Source organism: Tessaracoccus sp., from assembly GCF_016714275.1.
Lineage (GTDB): Bacteria > Actinomycetota > Actinomycetes > Propionibacteriales > Propionibacteriaceae > Arachnia.
This window is the reverse complement of sequence record NZ_JADJNP010000004.1, coordinates 25,801-43,056: the sequence shown is the minus strand read 5'-3', so window position 1 is coordinate 43,056 and position 17,256 is coordinate 25,801. Positions and strand designations below refer to the sequence as shown.

Annotated in this window: 17 protein-coding genes and 2 pseudogenes; 10 read left to right on the top strand and 9 right to left on the bottom strand. The window is 66.7% G+C overall.

Annotation, left to right across the window (positions count from 1 at the left end; all coding sequences use genetic code 11):
• The first annotated feature begins 104 nt into the window (after nucleotides 1–104).
• On the top strand, nucleotides 105–1,391 hold the full coding sequence (locus tag IPJ61_RS14450; RefSeq protein WP_297108937.1) for an IS256 family transposase: 1,287 nt from the start codon (nucleotides 105–107) through the stop codon (nucleotides 1,389–1,391).
• 610 nt (nucleotides 1,392–2,001) lie between these two features.
• Here the strand turns inward: IPJ61_RS14450 and IPJ61_RS14445 are convergent.
• Together IPJ61_RS14445 and IPJ61_RS14440 are read right to left on the bottom strand one after the other, a co-directional pair.
• The gene (locus IPJ61_RS14445; protein ID WP_297108934.1) at nucleotides 2,002–2,556 is read right to left on the bottom strand and encodes a glycerol-3-phosphate dehydrogenase C-terminal domain-containing protein; all 555 of its coding nucleotides are present in this window, start codon (nucleotides 2,554–2,556) and stop codon (nucleotides 2,002–2,004) included.
• A 16-nt stretch (nucleotides 2,557–2,572) separates the two neighbouring features.
• Nucleotides 2,573–3,673 (bottom strand): glycerol-3-phosphate dehydrogenase/oxidase, encoded by a 1,101-nt coding sequence (locus IPJ61_RS14440; RefSeq protein WP_297108931.1) that lies wholly within the window; start codon nucleotides 3,671–3,673, stop codon nucleotides 2,573–2,575.
• Between the two features lie 133 nt (nucleotides 3,674–3,806).
• Between IPJ61_RS14440 and IPJ61_RS14435 the strand changes: the two genes are divergently transcribed.
• The 3 genes and pseudogenes from IPJ61_RS14435 to IPJ61_RS14420 all read left to right on the top strand — a co-directional run bounded on the left by IPJ61_RS14435 (nucleotide 3,807) and on the right by IPJ61_RS14420 (nucleotide 5,722).
• Entirely contained in the window at nucleotides 3,807–4,016 is a 210-nt protein-coding gene (locus tag IPJ61_RS14435; protein WP_297108928.1) for a helix-turn-helix domain-containing protein, read from the top strand.
• Nucleotides 4,017–4,046: 30 nt separating this feature from the next.
• Nucleotides 4,047–4,779 (top strand): annotated as a pseudogene (locus tag IPJ61_RS22285) (sugar-binding transcriptional regulator).
• A 97-nt stretch (nucleotides 4,780–4,876) separates the two neighbouring features.
• A complete protein-coding gene (locus IPJ61_RS14420; protein ID WP_297108922.1) occupies nucleotides 4,877–5,722 on the top strand; it encodes an enoyl-CoA hydratase/isomerase family protein in 846 nt (281 codons plus the stop codon).
• Between the two features lie 144 nt (nucleotides 5,723–5,866).
• Here the strand turns inward: IPJ61_RS14420 and IPJ61_RS14415 are convergent, their stop codons facing one another.
• Nucleotides 5,867–6,202, bottom strand: coding sequence for a hypothetical protein (locus IPJ61_RS14415; RefSeq protein WP_297108919.1), 336 nt, complete (start codon nucleotides 6,200–6,202; stop codon nucleotides 5,867–5,869).
• Nucleotides 6,203–6,443: 241 nt separating this feature from the next.
• On the opposite strand from IPJ61_RS14415, the pseudogene trxB reads away from it, so the two are divergent.
• From trxB to IPJ61_RS14385, 6 genes and pseudogenes are all read left to right on the top strand, one after another.
• Nucleotides 6,444–7,378 (top strand): annotated as a pseudogene (trxB, locus tag IPJ61_RS14410) (thioredoxin-disulfide reductase).
• Nucleotides 7,379–7,541: 163 nt separating this feature from the next.
• Nucleotides 7,542–7,859, top strand: a complete 318-nt coding sequence (trxA, locus tag IPJ61_RS14405) for a thioredoxin (RefSeq protein WP_297108916.1) — start codon at nucleotides 7,542–7,544, stop codon at nucleotides 7,857–7,859.
• A complete protein-coding gene (locus IPJ61_RS14400) occupies nucleotides 7,859–8,440 on the top strand; it encodes a hypothetical protein (protein WP_297108913.1) in 582 nt (193 codons plus the stop codon). Before trxA ends, IPJ61_RS14400 begins: the two co-directional genes overlap by 1 nt.
• A 95-nt stretch (nucleotides 8,441–8,535) precedes the next feature.
• On the top strand, nucleotides 8,536–9,840 hold the full coding sequence (locus tag IPJ61_RS14395; protein ID WP_297108910.1) for an aminotransferase-like domain-containing protein: 1,305 nt from the start codon (nucleotides 8,536–8,538) through the stop codon (nucleotides 9,838–9,840).
• Between the two features lie 9 nt (nucleotides 9,841–9,849).
• Nucleotides 9,850–10,785 carry a D-alanine--D-alanine ligase family protein gene (locus IPJ61_RS14390; RefSeq protein WP_459251305.1) on the top strand — a complete coding sequence of 312 codons (936 nt, stop codon included), beginning with the start codon at nucleotides 9,850–9,852 and terminating at the stop codon, nucleotides 10,783–10,785.
• A gap of 69 nt (nucleotides 10,786–10,854) precedes the next feature.
• A complete protein-coding gene (locus tag IPJ61_RS14385) occupies nucleotides 10,855–11,643 on the top strand; it encodes an SURF1 family protein (protein ID WP_297108903.1) in 789 nt (262 codons plus the stop codon).
• Nucleotides 11,644–11,856: 213 nt separating this feature from the next.
• Here the strand turns inward: IPJ61_RS14385 and IPJ61_RS14380 are convergent, their stop codons facing one another.
• The 6 genes from IPJ61_RS14380 to IPJ61_RS14355 all read right to left on the bottom strand — a co-directional run bounded on the left by IPJ61_RS14380 (nucleotide 11,857) and on the right by IPJ61_RS14355 (nucleotide 17,188).
• Nucleotides 11,857–12,222: a DUF3817 domain-containing protein gene (locus IPJ61_RS14380; RefSeq protein WP_297108900.1), complete on the bottom strand. Its 366-nt coding sequence runs from the start codon at nucleotides 12,220–12,222 to the stop codon at nucleotides 11,857–11,859.
• Between the two features lie 73 nt (nucleotides 12,223–12,295).
• Complete coding sequence (locus IPJ61_RS14375; protein ID WP_297108897.1) at nucleotides 12,296–13,189, bottom strand: ParB/RepB/Spo0J family partition protein; 894 nt, start codon at nucleotides 13,187–13,189, stop codon at nucleotides 12,296–12,298.
• Nucleotides 13,189–14,013 (bottom strand): ParA family protein, encoded by an 825-nt coding sequence (locus tag IPJ61_RS14370; RefSeq protein ID WP_297110942.1) that lies wholly within the window; start codon nucleotides 14,011–14,013, stop codon nucleotides 13,189–13,191. Before IPJ61_RS14370 ends, IPJ61_RS14375 begins: the two co-directional genes overlap by 1 nt.
• Before the next feature lie 635 nt (nucleotides 14,014–14,648).
• Nucleotides 14,649–14,993 (bottom strand): GIY-YIG nuclease family protein, encoded by a 345-nt coding sequence (locus IPJ61_RS14365; RefSeq protein ID WP_297108894.1) that lies wholly within the window; start codon nucleotides 14,991–14,993, stop codon nucleotides 14,649–14,651.
• Between the two features lie 419 nt (nucleotides 14,994–15,412).
• Nucleotides 15,413–16,084, bottom strand: a complete 672-nt coding sequence (gene rsmG / locus IPJ61_RS14360) for a 16S rRNA (guanine(527)-N(7))-methyltransferase RsmG (protein WP_297108889.1) — start codon at nucleotides 16,082–16,084, stop codon at nucleotides 15,413–15,415.
• 627 nt (nucleotides 16,085–16,711) lie between these two features.
• The gene (locus tag IPJ61_RS14355; protein ID WP_366505698.1) at nucleotides 16,712–17,188 is read right to left on the bottom strand and encodes a Jag family protein; all 477 of its coding nucleotides are present in this window, start codon (nucleotides 17,186–17,188) and stop codon (nucleotides 16,712–16,714) included.
• Nucleotides 17,189–17,256 lie beyond the last annotated feature (68 nt).

Sequence of the window (17,256 nt, the reverse complement as noted above, 5' to 3'; positions counted from 1 at the left end):
CGGCGGGGTGACGTGAAAGTGGCGTACCTCCCGAGCAAGATCTGAAGCCCATACAAGTTCTGATCAGGGTCGGCGTTGGAGCGCCGGCTCGGGAAGGTACGCCCATGCTCAAGGTAGTCCAGGAGAACACCGAGTCCAACGTCGACGCGACCGTGCACGGTGGGTCGTTGCTCGATGAGATCGTGCGTGACGGCGCCCGGCAGATGCTCGCGGCCGCGCTGCAGGCCGAGGTCGCGGCTTACGTCGAGCGGTTCGCCGGGGAGGTCGACGAGCACGGTCACCGGCTGGTGGTCCGCAACGGGTACCACGCTGCGCGTGAGGTGACCACGGCCGCCGGCGCGGTCCCGGTGCGCCAACCGCGGGTCGACGACCGCCGGATCGATGAGGCCACCGGTGAGCGGAAGCGGTTCGGCTCGGCGATCCTGCCGGCGTGGGCCCGTAAGTCACCGCAGATGGCCGAGGTGCTGCCGCTGCTCTACCTGCACGGTCTGTCCTCCAGCGACTTCGGACCGGCGCTGACCCAGTTCCTCGGCACCTCGGCCGGACTGTCGGCCAAGACGATCACCCGGCTCACCGAGCAGTGGCAGGCCGAGGCCCTCGCCTTCAACCAGCGCTCCCTGGCCGAGACCGACTACGTCTACGTGTGGGTCGACGGGATCCACCTCAAGGTCCGCCTCACCCAGGACAAGGTCTGCCTGCTCGTCATGGTCGGGGTCCGCGCCGACGGCACCAAGGAACTGATCGCCCTGGACGACGGGCACCGGGAGTCCACCGAGTCCTGGGCCGACCTGCTGCGCTCGTGCAAGCGCCGGGGCATGGCCGCTCCGGTCCTGGCCGTCGGCGACGGCGCCCTAGGGTTCTGGGCCGCGCTGCGCGAAGTCTTCCCCACCACCCGCGAGCAACGGTGCTGGTTCCACCGGATCGCAAACGTGCTCAACGCCCTGCCCAAGTCCGCCCAGCCCGGCGCCAAGGCCGCGCTGGCCGAGATCTGGAACGCCGAGGACCGCGAGCACGCCGAGGCCGCCGCCAGGGCGTTCGCCGCCGACTACGGCACGAAGTGGCCCAAGGCGGCCGCGAAGATCACCGAGGACCTGGACGTGCTGCTGGAGTTCTACGACTACCCGGCCGAGCACTGGGTCCATCTGCGTACGACCAACCCGATCGAGTCGACCTTCGCCACTGTCCGGCTCCGTCAGCGCGTCACCAAGGGTCCTGGCTCGCGCGCCGCGGGCATCGCGATGGCGTTCAAGCTCATCGAGTCCGCGCAACGACGCTGGCGCGCGGTCAACGCCCCGCACCTCGTGGCCCTCGTCCGCGCCGGCGCCACCTTCGAGCGCGGCAAGCTCGTCGAACGACCCGAGGAATCAGGACGCCAGCAAAACGTCGCATGACACGCCGATCCACAGGTCTTGACAATTACTCGACTTCAGGTGATACCCGGCTTGCCCCCGGGAGCCGCGTGAGCACGCTGTACGTCTCCACCACGCTATGTGCTGCCACGCGTGGCCGACCGGCAATCTCTAATGCGAGCCCTCCCCATGTGCCTCGTGCCAGGGACGTCGCAGCAGCCACAAGCACGCTCGTATCGACAGCCTCACACGCCGCAGCTTTCAAGCGTCGCTCGCACAACCTCGGCAGTGGCACCTCGATCGGCCCATCCCGGAACTATCACCGGAATCCCGTCGGGCATCTCAAGGTGCATGCCAACACCAGTGAGATCGATGCTGATGCGGGCCGTCCTGCGATGGCTATGTCGACGAGCTGACCCGGCCCCAGACCCAACTCGTCAGCGCATGTCTTTGGGGATAACGATCGGCCACCTGAGTCAATGGTTGCATGCATGGGACGATTATACCATTGACGATCTGGTCCTCGGCTACATGCCCTGTCTCCAGTCCATGGCCGCCCCAGCAGTGCTGTTGGCAGTCCATGGACTGGAAAAGGCTCATTGGTTTCGACACACGGGCGCTCGTTCTCGCGGCCCGGCTCAACCAGCGGGTATCAGCCCAACCTAGCGTGCTCAGCCGACGATGTCCTCGGCCGCCATCCGGGCGGCGGAGGCCGCCTCGTCGGTGGTCTGGTCCTAGCCTCGTCCCAGCCGAGGACGCCCGCGGCGATCTCCGCCACCTCGTCGACGGCGGCACCGCCGCGATCGCGCGACTCGGAGTTCAGACGCACGCGCGCCACGAAGATGTCCTCCAGGTGCATCGCACCCTCGACGGCGCACGCGCGCGCCACCTCGGCGCGCAGGAACTGCGGCGCGGCCTTCAGCGGCTGGCCGAGGCTCCCGTCGGCGTCGACCATGGCCAGCAGGTCCGTGACCTCCGAACCGTAACGCGAAAGCAGATGCTTCATTCGATCGGCGTCGAACCCGTACTTGGCTCCGAGACGCGCCGCCTGGTTGCGCGTCGCGTCGAGGCCGCTTGCGCCCATGAGCTGCAGGTCGAACGTGACCGACGGCTTGGCCTTTGCCAGCTCCTTGCCCAACGCGAAGTCGACGGCGTCCTCCGCCATCACGCGGTACGTGGTGAGCTTGCCGCCCGCGATCGCGACCATGCCGGGATGACCTCGGTCACGGTGTGCTGCGGGAGACCTTCGTCGACTTCGACTCATCCAGAACGCGCGGCTGCAGCAGCGGGCGCAGGCCGGCGTAGGTGCCGATGATGTCGGCGCGGGTCAGCGGCTTGTCGAGGACCTCGTTGGCGTGGTCCAGCACGTAGTCGATGTCCGCCGACGTCGGAACGGGATGCTTCAGCTGCTCGTGCCACGCGGTGTCCGTGGTGCCGATCACCCAGTAGTGCTGCCACGGGATGATGAACAGCACGGACTTCTCCGTGCGCAGGAACATGCCCGTCGTGGCCTTGAGGCGCTCGCGCGGGATGACGATGTGGATGCCCTTCGACGCCAACACCTTCAGACCGCCGGTGCCGCCCGCCATGTCCTGCGTCTCCTCGGTCCACACGCCCGTCGCGTTGATCAGGCGCTTCGCCTTGATGGTGAGCTCCTCGCCGGTCTCGAGATCGACGGCGGAGACCCCGGTGGCGTGGCCGCGCGAGTCCTTCAGGATCCCGGTGACGCGGACACGGCTCGCGGCCTCGGCACCGTACTTGAGCGCGGTGCGGACGAGCGTGACGACGAGGCGGGCGTCGTCGACACGGGCGTCGTAGAACTCGATGGCGCCGCGGAGCGCCGTCGGCTTCACCTCCGGGAAGCGCCGCATCGCGCCCTTCTTGGAGAGGTGCTTCTGGAGGGGCACGGTCTTGTGACCGCCCGCGCCGATGACCGCAAGGGCGTCGTACATGCCGACGCCGACGGCGGAGTACGCGCGCTCGATCACCGGCCGCTTCAGCGGCCACATGAACGGCTGCGCCTCGACGAGGTGCGGCGCGATGTGCGACAGCAGCCGGCCGCGCTCCTTGAGGGCTTCGGCGACCAGCTTGAAGTCGAGGTTGTAGAGGTAGCGGAGGCCGCCGTGCACGAGGCGCGAGGAGCGCGATGACGTGCCGGAGGCCCAGTCCTGGCCCTCGATGACCGCCGTCTTCAGGCCGCGGGCTGCGGCGTCGAGAGCAATGCCGGCGCCGGTAACGCCTCCGCCGATCACCAGGACGTCAAAGGTCTCGGTCTTCATGGCCTCGAGGGAGGAGGTGCGCTGTTCGGGGGTAAGTACGCTCATGGTGGAGGGCTCCTTTGCTAGTGGGGTCAACATTTCCCGCTCTGCACGTTTCGCGCAAGCCACCTGCACGTTCGTGCACTATGCTCGGTCGTGGCTTGGCGAGGGTGCACCACGCCACGACAGGAGGGCGTCGATGGCAGACAAGAGCAGTGAAGCACTCATCACCGTCGCACGGATGTACTACGTGCAAGCCGAGACGATGGATGCCATCGCGCATCAGCTCGGGGTATCGCGCTCGACGGTGTCACGGCTGCTCAAGGAGGCCCGCGAACGCGGCCTCGTGCGCGTCACCATCGTCGACCCCGACCGCCCCCTCGGCCGCCTCGCCGACCTCTTCCAGTAGCACTTCCGCGTCACCGCCCACATCGTCCAGGTGCGGCCGGGCGCGAGCAACGTCTTCCGGCTCGACCAGGTCGCCCGCGCCGCCGCAGACCTCCTCAGCGACCTCACCCAGGACGGCGACACCATCGGCGTCGCCTGGGGCACGACGACGTCGGCCATCGCCACACACCTCCGCCCCCGGGACCTGTCCGGCGTGACGGTGATCGGCCTGAACGGCGGCGCCAACCACCAGACCACGGGCCTGCCGTACGTCGGCAGCATCCTCCATCGGTTCGCCGACACGTTCCGCGGCCAGGAGCAACCTCGCGCTGCCCGCGTTCTTCGACGACCCCACCACCCGCGAGGCCATGTGGCGCGAGCGCAGCACCCGACACATCCTGCGCGTGCGCGACAGCTGCCGGATCGCACTGTTCGGCGTCGGGGCCCTCGGCGCCGACCTCCAAAGCCACGTCTACGCCTCCAACTACCTCAGCCCGGAAGACCTCGACAACCTGCAGCGGCAGGGCGTCGTCGGCGACGTCTGCACCGTCATGCCTCGCGAGGACGGCTCCTACAGAGACCTCGAGATCAACCGCAGGGCGACCGGCATGACGCCCGCCGAGCTGCAGCGCGTGCCGCGCCGGATCTGCGTCGTCAGCGGCCTCGCGAAGGCCTCGCCGGTGCTCGGCGCGCTGCGCGCCGGAGTCGCGACCGACCTCGTCATCGACCAAGAGACCGCTAGAGCCGTCCTCAGCAGAATGAAGCCCGGCATCAGGTTAGGCTGACGCGCATGTCAGATTTCATCCTCACGGACGTCACCGACGGGGTCGCCCGCATCACACTGAACCGCCCCCGGGCCATCAACGCCCTGACGGCGACATGATGTCGACGATCTACGCCGCGCTGACCACATGGCGCGACGACGACGCCGTCACCGCCGTCGAACTGGCCGGCAACGGTGATCGTGGGTTCTGCGCCGGCGCCGACGTGCGGGCCCTGGCCAAGATCGTCGGCGACGGCGGCCCCTGGCTGCGGTACCTCGAGGGCGAGTACGCGCTCGACATGATGCTGGCGAACTATCCGAAGCCGGTGACCAGCCTCCTCCGCGGGATCGCGATGGGCGGCGGGTTGGGAATCGGCGCGCACGTCGACCGCCGCGTCGTCTACGCCGACACGGTGATGGCGATGCCGGAGACCAAGATCGGCTTCTTCCCGGACGCGGGGATCATGCACCAGCTGTCCCGCGCAGGCGCCGTGGGGCGGCACGTGGCGCTGACGTCGTCCACCTTCACGGGCGGCGATGCGCTGCTGATGAACCTGGCCGACGAGTCCGCCGACGGCCCGCTCCCCGCCCCCTTGTTCGACGCCGATCACACATGGATCGAGGAGTGCTACCAGTCGAACGACCCGGTCGAGATCGCCCACGCGCTGGAGAACCACCCCGCCGACGGCGCCCGCCAGGCGGCCGTCGACCTGCGCGCCCGGTCGCCGTTCGCGGTGCACGTCGCGCTGAGGGCGCTGAATCACGCCCGGAAGATGACGCTGAACGAGGTCCTGAACCAGGACCTACGCCTGGCCGAGTCCGTCCTCCCCGTCGACTTCCCGGAGGGCGTCCGCGCTCTGCTCATCGACAAGGACAACGATCCGCACTGGCGGTGGGCGACCCTGGAGGACGTCCCGGTCGCGGAAGTCGACAAGGTCTTCGGCTACCGCAGCCCCTGGCGCTGACGCTGGGTGAGCCGACGCGCGAGGCGCCAGCCGAGTCGTCGTGATCGCGCTTCGCGCTGCAACGCCTTCCTTGGCTCGGCAATCGAGCAAGCTCGATTGCTCTCATCCTACGTCGGCGTGTCGCAACCAACTGGCTGGTCAGAGCTAACTCCGGCGCAGCGCGAACGCAAGGTTGACGAGCACGATGCCGGTCCAGACGAGCAGCATGCCGAAGAAGCCGGCGTAGCTGGCGGCGATCGCGGTCAGCGGGATCGACATCACCAACGACACGATGCCGATGGTGATCCGCGAGCCCTGACCCGTCTGCGAGGCCTGGTTGCGCTGCTGCAGCGCGGCGAGTTCCGCCTGGTAGCGGCGCTGCACCGTCGCCTCGACCTTCGCGGCGAGGGAGTCGACGAGCGCAGGCTCGATCTCCGCTCCCATCTCTTGCCGCACGCCGAGTGCGGCGTGGAGGTCCTCGCGCGACAGATCCTGATTCATGGACCCGAGCCTACGCCCACTCGGCCACCGCGGCATCGGGGTGATCCCCCGGTTCCACCGGATACCCGACGCCCCGAACGGATCGGCCGGTAACTGGCTCTATTGGGAGCGATCTCTCCCAAAACGCCCAAGTAGCGTCGGATCGGTTCGCTTGGCGAAGTAGCCGACCGCGCGCGAGGTCCGACGCGGGTACGGGGCGCCGTCCGCGAGCGCCTAGGATGTACCGGTCTGAGAGGAACCCATGTCTGAGATTCGTGACGTCATCATCATCGGCTCCGGCCCCGCCGGATACACCGCGGCCGTCTACGCCGCCCGCGCCAACCTGAAGCCCCTCGTGTTCGAGGGCGCACTCGACGCCGGCGGCGCGCTGATGACCACCACGGAGGTCGAGAACTTCCCCGGCTTCCCCGAGGGCATCGACGGCCCGGACCTCATGACCAACATGCGCGCCCAGGCGGAGCGCTTCGGCGCCGAGCTCATCACCGACGACGTCACTGCCGTCGACCTCACGGGCGAGATCAAGGTGGTCAAGGACTCCGACGACGTCGAGTACCGCGCCCGCGCCGTCATCCTGGCCATGGGATCCGGCTACAGGAAGCTCGGACTGCCCGACGAGGAGCGCATGTCCGGCCGCGGCGTGTCGTGGTGTGCGACATGCGACGGCGCGTTCTTCCGCGACAAGCCCATCGCGGTCGTCGGCGGCGGCGACTCGGCGCTCGAGGAGGCGACGTTCCTCAGCAGGTTCGGTAGCAGCGTCGTCGTCATCCACCGACGCGACCAACTGCGTGCTTCGAAGATCATGATCGAGCGCGCGATGCGCGACCCGAAGATCGACTTCGCGTGGAATTCCACGGTCGTGGCCATCAATGGCGAGCGCTCCGTCGAGTCCGTGACGCTGCAGGACACCCTCACCGGCGAGCAGCGCGATCTGCCGGTCAACGGCTTGTTCATCGCGATCGGCCACGACCCCGCTCCGCGCTCGTGCAGGGCCAGATCCACCTCGACGACGCGGGCTACGTCCTCGTCGAGAGCCGCACCACCGCCACGAACATCCCTGGGGTCTTCGCCTGCGGCGACCTGGTCGACCATACCTACCGCCAGGCGATCACCGCCGCCGGCAGTGGCTGCTCCGCCGCCCTCGACGCCGAACGCTACCTCGCCGCCCTCGACGACTGACTCACATCCATTGGTTTCACTTCCACGACGGCGGGCTTCGCCCTGCGCGCCAGCCGAGTCGGCGAGTCGAAACCAATAAGCCCCCCCCACAGGCACAGCGATGGGATTGTCGGCCGAAGGTTCTAGACTCGGTCCCCAACCAAGTTCCAAGGAGAGAACGCGCATGGCAGTGATCGACGTGACGGAGAAGACCTTCGTCGACGAGGTGCTGATGGCCGACGGCCTTGTCGTCGTTGACTACTGGGCCGACTGGTGTGCCCCGTGCAAGCAGATGAGCCCCATCCTCGACGAGCTGGCGGCAGAGTTCGGTGAGGTCAAGTTCGTGAAGGTCGACACCAACACGAACCCGAACCTCGCCGCTGCGCAGGGAGTCCTTTCCCTGCCGACGCTGCAGTTCTTCCAGGGCGGGCGCGTCGAGAAGTCGCTGTCCGGCGGCAAGACGAAGAACGCGCTGAAGAAGGCCATCAACGAGCTGATCTGATGAGCAACGATCAGTCCGAGGAGCCCCGCGAGTGGCGGCCCGTCGCCCCGGAGGGTGCGCGAAAGGCGCCGCTACCCCCCGCGGTGAAGTACGGCGGCCTGGGACTTCTTGCGCTGTTGATCGTGGCCGCGGTGGTGATCGGGATCGCGCTGGGCGGCGGGTTCACGCCTGAGGAGCCGACGCCGACGCCGACCCCCAAGCCGGCGTTGCTGATGGATCCGCCGGTGCAGGTCGGCGACTTCGTGCGCGGCGAGCTCACCACCAGCGAGGGGCCTGCGCCTGCCAATCAGCGAATCGTGCGCGCCGACTACTCCGACGGCACCAACAAGCTGGTGCTGCTCCTCACGTTCCCCGAGTCCGATGTCGCCGATTTCCTGGCCGCGGCCGGCATCGAGCATCCCGAAGGCGGCGTCATCGAGCTTCTCGAGGGGGTCAGCTGCGGTGTCTCCGCGGACACGACGCTGCCCGCGTGCGGGAAAGTCGTCGACGGCACCGGCATCCTCATCGTGTCGCTCACCGACGCCGAGGTCGGCGACGTACGCGAGCGCCTGAACGACTTCACCACCGCCCTCACCCCTTAGCCGAACACCACCACGGCGGTGCGGCCCCGGGGGCTACTCTGAACCCACCGCCGCGCGGCAGAAAGCCGTGCGCTCCGACGCCAAAGGCAAGGACAGTGACCGAGCTACACCGACACGACACCCGGCTCGACCGGTTCGTCGACAGCTACTCAGAGCGCACCAACGGCATGCGGGTCTCCGCCGTCCGAGCTCTGTTCGCCGTCGCCAACCGTCCGGAGATCGTGTCGCTGGCCGGTGGCATGCCGAACATCAAGGACCTGCCGCTGCCGGAGATCGCGGGCTCGCTTGAGGAAATGATCGCGACCAACGGTGTGCAGGTCATGCAGTACGGCTCCGGGCAGGGCGAGGCGGAGCTGCGGGAACGGATCGTCGACGTGATGGCGTTGGAGGGCATCCACGCGCACCCCGACGACATCACCATCACCGCGGGATCGCAGCAGGGCTTGGACCTTGTCACACGCATTTTCTGCGACCCGGGCGATGTGATTCTCGCCGAGTCGCCGTCCTATGTCGGGGCGCTGGGCACGTTCCTGAGCTATCAGGCCGAGGTCGTGCATGTGCCGTCGGACGTCGACGGCATCGACCCCGTCGCGCTGCGGGAGACCGCTGCACGGCTGCGGGCCGAGGGCAAGAAGGTGAAGTTCCTCTACACGATCCCCAACTACAACAACCCGTCCGGCGTGACGCAGCCGTGGGCGCGACGCCTCGAGGTGCTTGCGGCGTGCGAGGCGGAGGGGGTCATCGTCGTCGAGGACAACCCGTACGGGCTGCTGTCGCTCGATGCGGACCCTGTTCCCGCGATGCGGTCTGTTGATGAGAACGTCATCTACCTGGGGTCGTTCTCGAAGACGTTCGCGCCGGGATTCCGTGTCGGATGGGTGCTGGCGCCGCACGCGGTGCGCGAGAAGCTGGTGTTGGCGCAGGAGTCGGCCACGCTGTGCCCGCCGGTGTTCAGCCAGTTCGCCATCGCGAACTACCTAGCCAACCACGATTGGCAGGGCCAGATCACCGTCTTCAAGGACATGTACCGCGAGCGTCGCGACGCGATGCTGCGCGCGTTGGCCGACGAGATGCCCGCGGGCACGACGTGGACGCATCCCGCAGGCGGGTTCTTCGTCTGGGTCACGCTGCCGGAGGGCCTGGACTCCGAGGCGATGCTCCCGCGCGGCGTCAATGCGCGCGTCGCGTTCGTGCCCGGCCACGCGTTCTATGCCGACGGCCAGGGTGCTCGCAACGTCCGGCTCTCATTCTGTTTCCCGCCTCCTGACCGGATCGAGGTGGGTGTGCGGCGATTCGCCGACGTCGTCCGCCGCGAGCTCGAGGTCATGAACACCTTCGGCGTGCACCACTCGCCGACCCTGCACGACAACCGCCCCGGCCCTAGCGCTAACCTCGCCTGACAAGGAGGAATGATGACCATCATCGTGATAGCAGGTGGGTTGAGCCACGAGCGGGACGTGTCACTGCGCAGCGGCCGCCGGGTGGCGCAGGCTCTTCGCGACGTCGGCCGCGAGGTCGTCGAGATCGACGTCAACGCAGACTTGGTGTCCGTGCTGCGGCGCACGCCGGACCCTGTCGTGGTGCCGATGCTGCACGGCGGCCTCGGCGAGGACGGTGCGCTGCGGGAGGTGCTCAGCGTGCTCGGGGTTCCGTTCGTCGGTCCCGACGGCGCAGCCTCCCGCTTGACGTTCGACAAGTCCGTGGCCACTCCGGTGGTCCGCGCGGCGGGCATCGAGACACCGCTCCAGGTCGCGCTGCCGCACGACATCTTCCGCGACCTCGGCGCGCCGGCGCTGATGGAGGGCCTCGGCGAACGCATCGGCTATCCGTTGATGGTGAAGCCGTCGCGGAGCGGGTCGGCGCTGGGCGTGACGAAGGTTACCGACCCGTCGGGCCTACCCAGTGCGCTGGTCGCGGCCTACGCGTACGGCCCCGTTGCGGTGATCGAGTCGTACATCAATGGCGTCGAGGTGGCGATCACGGTGCTCGACGACGGCGACGGCCCGACGGCGCTGCCGGCGGTCGAGATCCGTCCGTTGTCGGGTGTGTACGACTACGAGTCGCGTTACACCGCGGGTGCCACCCGATTCGTCACACCGGCGGAGCTCCCCGACGAGGTCCTCGCCGCCGCTGGTGAGCTGGCGGTCGCGGCGCACACCGCGCTGGGCCTGCGGCACGTGTCGCGCTTCGACTTGATCGTCGCCGACGGGCGTCCGGTGTTCATCGAGGGCAACGTCGCGCCGGGCATGACGGAGACGTCACTTGCCCCGTTGGCCTTCGAGGCCGCCAACCGAGACCTGGGCGAGGTCTTCGCCAAACTGGTGGATCTAGCCGCCGCCAGCTGACCACCGCTGCGTTTGGGCAGTGCGCGGAGCCAATAAACTGGCACCGACAAGCAACCTGAGGAGCAGCTGATGTCGGTCTGGGCCAAGCAGACGCTTGCGATTCTGGCGAGCGTGGTCGTGGCCGGCGTGATGTTGTTGCTGGGGCTGTGGCAGATGGCGTCGTACGAGGAGTCGACGCACGATGTGTCCGCGGAGCGTGCCGCGGCGCCACCCATCGCGCTTGCCGACCAGGTGTCGGCCGACGGCACCGTTCAAGATGTCTACGCCCGCCGCGTGACGGTGACCGGCGAATATCTGCCGGAGCATCAGGTCCTGGTCGGCGTCACGAATGAGGAGGGAAAGGCCTGCCGTGACGCAACGGGAAGCACCGTGGAATGCGACGTCTGGAGGGTCGCGACGGCCTTCCGGCTGACGGACGGCCGCACGGTCGCGGTGGTGCGAGGCGCCGTCGAGCCGGGATCGTCGGCGCCCGCACCGCCCACCGGTGAGCAGAGCCTCGTCGGCGTGTTCCTGGCGCCAGACAAGGCCGGTGCCGATACTTCTGGCGGGCCGAACTCGTCCGGCGACCACGTCGGCGCTCCGGACCATCCCACGCTACGGGTGCAGGAGCTGGCGCAGACATGGCCATCACCACTGATCGGTGGATATCTCACCTTGTCATCGGCGGATTCGGTAGCCCAGGGCCTGACAGCGGCGCCGTTGGTCCTTCCCGAGGCGGAAGGCTCGCCAACCCACCGCGGCTACGCCCTGCAGTGGTGGGTCTTCGCTGCGGGTGCGGTCGCTTTCGGCATCTACGCGGCCCGCGGCTTCGCCAAGCAAGACGAGCGTCAACGAGAGCGCATCGCCACCACCGGCTGACCGCCGTCACAGCCAGCCATCATCGGCTAGGACGCCCACGCGCGTAGGCCACGACGACCAGTGCACCCACAACGAAGCTGAAGACCTTCATGGAGGGGAACCTATCGGCGCTGGTTGGCGCCCATCAAGGCCACTGGCGTAGCGCGGTCCCCCGGTCTGATACGCCCAAGACACACGTCCTATTCGCCGCAGGTCGAGCAGCGCGCTGCCGGTTCAGCGCGCGAAGACGGCGACCTTGGCCCGCACGTTCTTCGTTGCGTAGTGTTCGGCGACGAAGGACAGGAATGGCACGGTGCCGGCGAGCATGATGGCGAGGAACCACTTCAGCGACCACTTCACACGACGGCCGAGGTCGTAGGCGGTGATCAGGAGCACCATGTACAGCCAGCCGTGGGGAATGCCGGTCCACATCACGACACGGCCGTCGCCCCAGATGTACTTCAGCGGCATGCCGACACAGATCAGTACGACAAGCAGGAGCCCGACGACCCAGGCCATGACGCGGTAGCGGATCAAGGCCGCCTTGATGCCTGGCACGTCCTCGACGTCGAAGCCGACACTCTCCGCGTGGTCACTCATATCGCTCTCTCTTCTTAACCGTAAACCTATTTATCGACATATCGATGTACCTCTGTAGCGATGTATTGATTTGTCAGATTGTCCGCCCATCGAGAATCGCGACGATCCTGTCCAGGTCGTCACCGGTCGCGAACTCGATCGTGATCTTTCCCTTGCTTCGGCCGATGTTCACCCGGACACGTGTGTCGAAGTGATCGCTCAGATGCCCGGAGAGCTCGCGTTCGCGTTCGGACGGCTGACGAGGTGCACGCGGATGCACCGGAGCAAGGCCCGCGCCGACGGCGCGCTTCCCCAATGCCACGATCTCCTCGGTCGAGCGTACGGAGAGTCCCTCGGCAACAATGCGCTCGGCCAGGTGCTCTTGCTGCTCAGCCGTGTCCAGTGCCAGCAGCGCACGGGCGTGACCGGCAGAGATGACGCCGGCAGCAACCTTGTTCTGCACGCGCGGAGGGAGGTTCAGGAGCCGTAGCGTGTTCGAAACCTGTGGCCGAGACCTGTGGATACGCTGGGAAAGCTCCTCCTTCGTGCACCCGAAGTCTTCAAGCAGCTGGCCGTAGGCGTGCGCCTCTTCGATCGGGTTCAGGTTCGCGCGGTGGAGGTTCTCCAGGAGCGCGTCGCGGAGCAGCGCGGTGTCATCGGTGCCGCGGATGATCGCGGGAATGGTCGCGCGTTCCGCGAGCTTTGAGGCACGCAGTCGCCTTTCGCCCATGATGAGTTCGTACTGACCGCGCCCCGACTCGCGGACGACGACGGGCTGCAGCACGCCGAACTCGCGTACCGATTCCGCCAACTCGCTGAGCTCGTCCTCATCGAAGACCGTACGCGGTTGCTGCGGGTTCGGCGCGATCGCGTCGACCGGTAGCTCCGCGAAGCGTGAGCCGTCGCCGAGCGCCGCCGGCGTCTCGTCGTCGGTCCGTGCAAACAGGTCTCCCAATCCGCGGCCCAGGCCACTCTGCCTCGTCGCCATCACTTGCCCTTTCCTTGGTTCGCGATCTCGCGCGCCGCCTCCACGTAGGCAACGGCGCCCACAGACTTTGGCTGATACGTCACGACGGACTCACCGAAGCTCGGCGCCTCTGCGACCTTGACGGACCGCGGGATCTCGACGTCCAGCGTCTGCACGGGGAAGTGCTTGCGTACCTCGTCGGCAACTTCCCGCGACAGGTTCGTGCGGTTGTCGACCATGGTCAGAAGTATGGTGCTCAGCACCAGGTCGTCGTTGAGGTTGCCCTTCACGCGGTTGATCGTGCGCATCAGCTGACTCACGCCTTCCAGCGCGTAGTACTCCGTCTGGATCGGAACCAGGATCTCTGTAGCGGCCACGAGAGCGTTTAGCGTGAGCAAGCCCAGCGACGGTGGACAGTCGAAGAACACGTAGTCAACGCCACTTTCGGCGATGTAGGTGTGAATCGCGTCTCGCATCCGATGCTCGCGGCCGCGTTCAGTCACGAGTTCTAGTTCGGCTGAAGCCAGGTCGATCGCCGCAGGAAGAACATGGAGGTTCGGCGAGTGCGGAGACGGCTGAGCGTGCTCAATGATTCCGACGCCCTCCATCAGAACCTCGTAGGTACCCTTGGAGCCGGGCGAATGATCGACGCCGAGCGCGGTCGATGCGTTCCCCTGCGGGTCATTGTCGACGACGAGCACGTTGAGGCCACCGAGCGCTAGCGCTGTGGCGATGTTTACTGTCGTGGTCGTCTTACCGACGCCGCCCTTCTGGTTAGCCACGACAAAGATTCGGGGCCCAGAAGGCCGGGGAAGCTGTGGGTAGCCACTGTCGACGACAACCATCTCGTCGCCGTACTCGTCGTCGATGCTCCAGTCATCGGGTTGCATCGCCCGACGCGGCTGCCCGGCCGTTTCACGTGAAACGCTGTTGTGATCCTTCCACGGTTCCTCCACACTAGGCTTCCGCTTCCGAAAGAACAGCGCCATCCATGCCTCCTCGACTCGGTCTCTGACTCTACCGAAGCCCACCAACAACGCCGAACCAGACACTCGTGGTCGGCTCGGAAAAGCCCCGTTTCACGTGAAACGGGTTCATACCCACCTCAGGCAACCACATTCGGCACCGACACCGCCGTCTCCCGACCGTAAAGTCAAGGGATCGTGTGCCAGTTCGTTGGTTTCGACACGACGGCTCGCTAGCGCTCGCGCGTCGGCTGAACCAGCGAAAGTCCCTCCGACGAACCGAGCCGCGACAGCGGGACGACGACCACCGCTGGTTGAGGCGGACCGCGAGGAACGAGCGCGCGTGTCGAAACCAACATACTGACGCCAGTCTATGGACAGCCACAGAAGCTTGAGGACAGTCCACAGAACAGCCGCAGCCCAACGGTTTCGACACGCCGACGAAGGTCGAGGGCAAGGAAGGCGTTGCAGCGCGAAGCGCGATCACAACGGCTCGGTAGCGCTCGCGCGTCGGCTCAACCACCCGGGGGTACCCGGCCAGGACGCAGGCTAACCGCCGCGCTGATCACCGCGATCTCGACCCGACGGCCACGCTTCGAAAACGCGGGAACGTCCGCATACCTGCGCTCGATCAGCGCAACGCGCTTCTCTCTGGACCAATCCTGCACCTGCTTCTCCAAGAAGTACGCGTCATCGACGCGGTCGAATTCCTCGGCCCAGACCAGGTGCACAAGGCGCCTACTCCGTGTGTACTTCGCGTCCTGCCCGACCACGTGTTCGGACGCACGGGGACCCAGGCTCCGGGTCGAACCGACAGAGAAGGAGCCATCGGCGCACTCAAGCACGTATACGTACGGCATACAAGCGTTATGGAATACACGGACGCCATTTCCCGACTAAATCGGCGATCTGTGGATAAGTCCGTGGACAACTAGCCGACCTGTGGGTGCCCGGACCGCCGTCCGCGATGCCCGTCCAGCGTCTCAACTAGCGGACGCCACTGGTTGAGAGACCGGCCACGAGGAACGAGCCGCTCGTCTCGGTACTGAACGGACAGGATGGTCGGAAGCCCTCTGTCGTGTCACAACCAACAGGCTGTTGATAGTCCATGGAACGTGCACCAGTTCATTGGGCTTCGACACGGACCCGGCGTTTCGCGCCCGGGTCCGGCTCAACCAGCGACGGTCCGGCTCAACCAGCGACGGCCCGGCTCAACCAGCGGTAGCCGCCGGCTCGTCAATCAGTCCGGAGACGATGTGCGCCGCTTGGCGGTGTCGTCTCAACCATTCCTGGCGACGACCCGGATGGCGCGCGTACGGCCGACTCCCGGTGCGACCTGAAGCTCGAGGACCTCCGCCCGGAGACCGGAAGCCGCCAGCTTCTTAGACGTCGATCTAATTTCATCTTCCGCCGACTCACCCTTCAGCGCGACCAATTGTCCGCCGCCGAAGAGGGGGGTCGTCCACTTCAGGAGCTTGTCAAGTGGGGCAACGGCGCGGCAGACCACGACGTCGAAAGTCTGCTTGCACTCTTCAGCCCGCGCACGGCGCACGTCGACCCGGTCGCCGAGACCGAGTTCATCCACAGCCAACTGTAGGAAGTTAGAACGCCGCAGCAATGGTTCGATGAGGGTCACACGAAGGTCCGGGCGGACGATCGCCAAAGGCAGTCCTGGAAGACCGGCTCCACTGCCGACGTCGGCGATATCGAGGCCTGTACCAATGAGGTCGACCAGCGCCAAGGAGTTCGCCACATGGCGCTGCCATAGCCGGCCGCCCTCCCGTGGCCCGAGCAGACCCCACTCCATACCTCGATTTGCAAGTATGTCGATATATTGGTTTAACTCTTGACCCACATCCGGATACAGAGCTTCGATGCTCTCCTGGGCCTGCGCCTCGAGTTCCGCCTCGGACGTCTCGTCGGCGACGCCTCTCGGATCAACCTCTTGCATGGATGGACCACCTTCACTCACAGACGTACATCTCATCATGTCCAGTGCTTCGTTGCGCGCACCGTCGACGACGTCCGGAACGGGAACCGATCCTAGGGACGTACTGATCAATGGGGTGCCGAGTGAGGACGTACCAGGCGGGATGAGCTGGGCTCTCGAGGTCTTCGGCGTTATGTTGGTCGTTCGTCGAGCGAGGAGAATGCAGCGAGGCGCCGCTGGAGCACCGGAAAGCGCAGCGAGCTTCGGACGCGGGGCACTAGGGTCGTGTGCCAACTCATTGGTTTCACTTCGACACGACCGCGGGGGCTTCGCCCGCCGCGTCGGTTCAGTACGGCGCGACGCACTTCCGGCGCTCCGTACGGCCCCCACTCAGAGGCACTCACCGACCAAGCCCCTCTAGCCCCAGAACGCAAGCAACTGAACGAACGAGGCTCCGCTGCGCCACGAGGACCGGCGTCCCGGGAGTGAGTGAGCCACGGTTGGCGTACCGCCCGGACCGCCCCCACAGACCCAGCTCACGTTCACAGAGAAGCCGTGAGTGATTCGGTTCCGACACGGACCCGGCGCTCCGCACCCGGGTCCGGCTCAACCAGCGGGGTAGTTGGCGTACGCGCTCTGTGGCCGCGGCTACTGCGCGCGGACGACGACGCGGCGGTGCGGGGGCTCGCCCTCGGACTCGCTCACCAAGCCCGCGGCGGCAACCTCGTCGTGAACGATCTTCCGCTCGTACGCGTTCAACGGCGCCATACGGACCTGGTCGCCGGTCTCCTTGACCTCGGCGATAGCGTCCTTCGCCAGCGCAACCAACTCGGCGCGTCGACGCTCGCGGTAGCCGGCGACGTCGAGCATCAGCCGCGAACGGTGGCCCGTCTCCGTCATCACGACCAAGCGCGCGAGCTCCTGCAGCGCATCGAGCACCTCTCCGTCCTTGCCGACGAGCAACTCGGAATCAGTGTCGATCGCAATGTGCGCCCGCCCGTCCCTCACGGAGTTCTCGATGTCACCGTCGAGGTCAGCGATGTCCATCAGCTCTTCAAGGTAATCGGCGACAAGGTCGCCCTCGGCCAGCAGCGCGGCTTCCGTCTCGTTCGACATGCCAGTCATCCTCTTCTCTGAGCCCGCCCGATCGACGGCGGGGGTTGATCGTTGTCCGGATCGAGGTCCGCCGCTGC